This is a genomic window from Brevibacterium picturae, from assembly GCF_030453725.1.
Lineage (GTDB): Bacteria > Actinomycetota > Actinomycetes > Actinomycetales > Brevibacteriaceae > Brevibacterium > Brevibacterium sandarakinum_A.
In genome coordinates this window covers 1-3453 of record NZ_JAKDJU010000244.1, presented here as the reverse complement: position 1 = coordinate 3453, position 3453 = coordinate 1, and the positions used below count along the sequence as shown (strand labels likewise).

Genomic DNA, 3453 nt, shown 5'->3' with positions numbered 1-3453 from the left:
GTGAGCCGTCGGCGTGTGAGCCGTCGGCGTGTGAGCCATCACCGGCGCACGTGGCCTCCGTGCCGGATCCTGCCTGGAATCAGCCGGAGAAGGTGTGCCGGTATTCGTTGGGAGAGGTCGAGAGGATGCGTTGGAAATGCATCCGCAGGTTCGCTCCGGTGCCGAGTCCCACCTGGTCAGCGATCTGCTCGATTCCCAGGTCGCTGTTCTCCAGGAGTTCTCTGGCCAGGTCCACGCGTGCCCTGAGCACCCACTGCATCGGTGTGTAGCCGGTGTCATCGACGAAGCGTCGTGAGAATGTGCGTACGGAGACTCCGGCGTTGGCCGCTAGGTCCGTCAGTGTCAGTGATTCGCCGAGGTGCTGCAGTGCCCATTCCCTCGTGTCGGCGAAGACCTCGCCCAAAGGGTCGGGGACGCTTCGCGGCACGTACTGGGCCTGCCCCGCGCTGCGGTAGGCGGCCGCGACCAGCCGGCGGGCGACCTGGTTGGACAGTCCAACGCCGTGGTCGCGGCGGATGAGGTGGAGGCAGAGATCGATCGCCGAGGCTGCTCCCGCCGAGGTCAGCAGCGGCCCCTCATCAATGAACAGGACGTTCTCGTCGACCTCGATCGCGGGATAGCGTCGGGCCAGCTCCTTCGCCGTCGACCAATGGGTCGTGGCTCGCCGTCCGGCGAGCAGACCGGTGCGCGCGAGAACAAAGGTGCCGGTCGAGATCGCGGCGATCCGCGCACCGCGTTCGAAGGCGGAGAGCAGAGCTCCGACGACGGCTGCCGCTGGTTCGTCGTCGACGACCGAGGCGGCTCCGGGGATGACGATCGTATCTGCCGACTCCAGTGCCTCGAGTCCGACATCGACACTGTAGGAGAGGCCATCGGCCCCGGCGACCAGCCCTGGAGCGGACCCGCAGACCTCGACCGTGTAGGGCCAGGTTCCGCCAGGGAGGATGCCGCTCGGGTGGACGACATCGCGAGGGCTGACCGCATTGGATCCACGTCCGAATACCTGGACCGGGACCCCGAGGTCAATGGCAGACACCCCGCCCAGAGCCAGCACGAGAATGCGGTGCGGCTGCAGACGGGGTGTTCTGCGCAGAGGAGTTCGGGAGTCGTCAGTCATGATTGCCCTTCAGTCTAAGCAATCACACCGCTCAGACCAGCACTGGGACAGACCAGCACTGGGTCCGAACGTCCGCAGACCGGCCGAGATTCCCCTGCCCGACCGGGAGTCCGACCGGGGGCCCGACCGGTGGTCCGACTCAGTGGTCGTGGGCTCCGGTGAGCTTGAAGCCGAGTCGACCATGGGCGAACGCACCGCCGGCCCGGATCGCCGAGGCGGTCCATGCGGTCTCTGCCAGCTCGGTCTCGCTGGCGCCGGCCTTGACCGCGGCGTTCGAGTGCGCATCGATGCAGTAGGCGCACTGGGTCGTCAGTCCGACGGCATAGGCGATGAGCTCACGGTACTTGAGCGGAATCTCGCGCCCATCCTCGGCGAAGACGGCATTGTTGAAATCGCCGAAGGCCTTGAGGATGTCCGGAGTGGTCTCCTTATAGGCCTTGTCGTATTTTCCGTCGCCTTCGCGATCGAAGAAATCAGTCATGATGCGCTACCTCCTGGGATCGAATTCGTTCCGAACTGCCACGCTACTGCCCAGGACTTGGGGATGCATCAATTTTCGTCACACAGTGACGGTGGCCGGCATCAGCGACGGCATCGGCGCCGGTATCAGTGGCGTCGATGATCCTCACGCACGCGCGATCGTCAGACGATGCCGGGCTGAGCCGGGAAGGGCTGAGGAGCAATGCTCGGCGCTGCACCGACAGGCACGGCAACGTTCGGAATGACGGTGCCGGATGCCGCAGCACTCGGAGTGGCTGGGGCCGAAGCGGCCGCGCGGGGTGCGGCCGCGCGGGGTGCGGCTGAACTCGGAACGGTCGGGCTGGAAGCAGTCGGGCTGGGGACAGATGAACTCGAAGCGGCGGGAACAGTCGCGACAGAGTCCGGTGCGTCGGCAGCCGGTCCGCCTCCGGCGGGCGCTGCGCTGCGGATGGCAGCCGCGGGCTTTGCTGTGGATGCCGCCGGGGGAACAGTTCCGGGTTCAGGCTTCGGGGGAACCGCCTCGGCGATGGCCTCGAACATGGCCAGGGTGCCGTGCTGGTGCGCCAGGCTCACCGGCTGAGGGTCACTGGAGAGCTTGACTCCCACGGTCTGGGTCGCGCGGTCGATGTAGAGCATTTGGCCGTGGATGCCGATGCCGATGACCACGTCGCGGCTGGCCGAGGGCACCCAGAACTGGCTGCGGTACATGCCGCCCGGGTAGGACCGTCCCGACGGGGAATCGGCGAAGACCTGGGCGGAATCGGCTCCTCCGGTGAAGATGTCGTCGATCCACTGACCCGACAGGACACGCTCACCTTCGGCGGTCGTGCCTCCGCGAGCGATCATCTCACCGAACCGGGTCAGGTCGCGCAGAGTGGCGCTGATGGCGCCGTCGGCGATGGACCCGCCCCACCTGTCCTGGCAGACCTGCGCCGCGTGGGCGGCACCGATCTTCGACCACACATATTCGCTGGCGATGACCGAGAACGGCTGACCGATGACAGATTCGCAGATCCAGGCCAGGACGTCGGTCTCGCAGCTGCGGTAGACGAACGGTCCCCCGTGTTCGCGTTCGCTGGTCAGGCCCATGAGGAAGTTCTTGATCCCGTTCGCCGAGGTGGCTGTCCGTGGCGCGAAATCGACCGCTTCGAACAGGGCGCGGATCTCGGACCCCTTCTTCAGGTACTCCTCCGAGAACTTGATGCCCGATCGCATGTCGAGGAGGTCGCGGATCGTTGCCCCGGCGTAGCCGCTCTTGGCCAGTGCGGGCACGCGCGTGGTCACCAGGTCCTCCGGCGAGAGGTGTCCGGCGTCGGTGAGCGCACCGATGACGGCGGAGACCACGGATTTGGAGATCGAGAACAGCATGTGCTGGCGGGCCGGCTTCATCGGCCAGGCATATTCTTCTGCCAATGCGACACCATTGCGGGAGACCAGCCAGGCATCGGTGAAGGTGTTGGCCAGCACGTCGCCGACGGTCGACCAGTTCTCGTCCGCGCCGGACCACTTCTCACGGTCGATGGGCAGGGGGCGGAAATCGTTCTCTTCGGTCACGAGCTCTCGGACCGGGCCGATCCCACGCGGAATGCCGCCGGTCGGGAATATCTCCTCCATGCGGGTCAGCGCGAAGGCGAAATACTTCGGCCACTTCCAGGAGTCGAGGTCGATGCGCTCGAGGATCGCCTCGGAGGGATCGACGATGGCATCTTCGCTCGCCGAGGTGAGGTCGCCGGCGCGCGGCAGCGGTGATGCTTCCGCTGGGGGCTCGGCTGGGTCGGTTGGGAGAGTTGGGTCGGCTGGCGGTTCGGACGAGTCGGTTGGGTCGGCTGGCGGTTCGGACGAGTCGGCTGGGCCGG

At 66.5% G+C, this 3453-nt stretch carries 3 protein-coding genes; all 3 read right to left on the bottom strand.

Features of this window, described 5'->3' with window-relative positions; translation table 11 throughout:
* Positions 1-79: 79 nt before the first annotated feature.
* Complete coding sequence (locus L0G76_RS14915) at positions 80-1117, bottom strand: GlxA family transcriptional regulator (protein ID WP_304357940.1); 1038 nt, start codon at positions 1115-1117, stop codon at positions 80-82.
* 139 nt (positions 1118-1256) lie between these two features.
* Positions 1257-1598: a carboxymuconolactone decarboxylase family protein gene (locus L0G76_RS14910; protein WP_092105978.1), complete on the bottom strand. Its 342-nt coding sequence runs from the start codon at positions 1596-1598 to the stop codon at positions 1257-1259.
* A gap of 161 nt (positions 1599-1759) precedes the next feature.
* The coding region (locus L0G76_RS14905; RefSeq protein WP_304357939.1) for a serine hydrolase domain-containing protein at positions 1760-3453 on the bottom strand (1694 nt) is incomplete at its 5' end.

What these genes read in the sequence shown, in the direction of transcription:
- L0G76_RS14915 (WP_304357940.1), bottom strand. Translation starts at nt 1,117, where the DNA reads ATGACTGACGACTCCCGAACTCCTCTGCGCAGAACACCCCGTCTGCAG.
- L0G76_RS14910 (WP_092105978.1), bottom strand. Translation starts at nt 1,598, where the DNA reads ATGACTGATTTCTTCGATCGCGAAGGCGACGGAAAATACGACAAGGCC.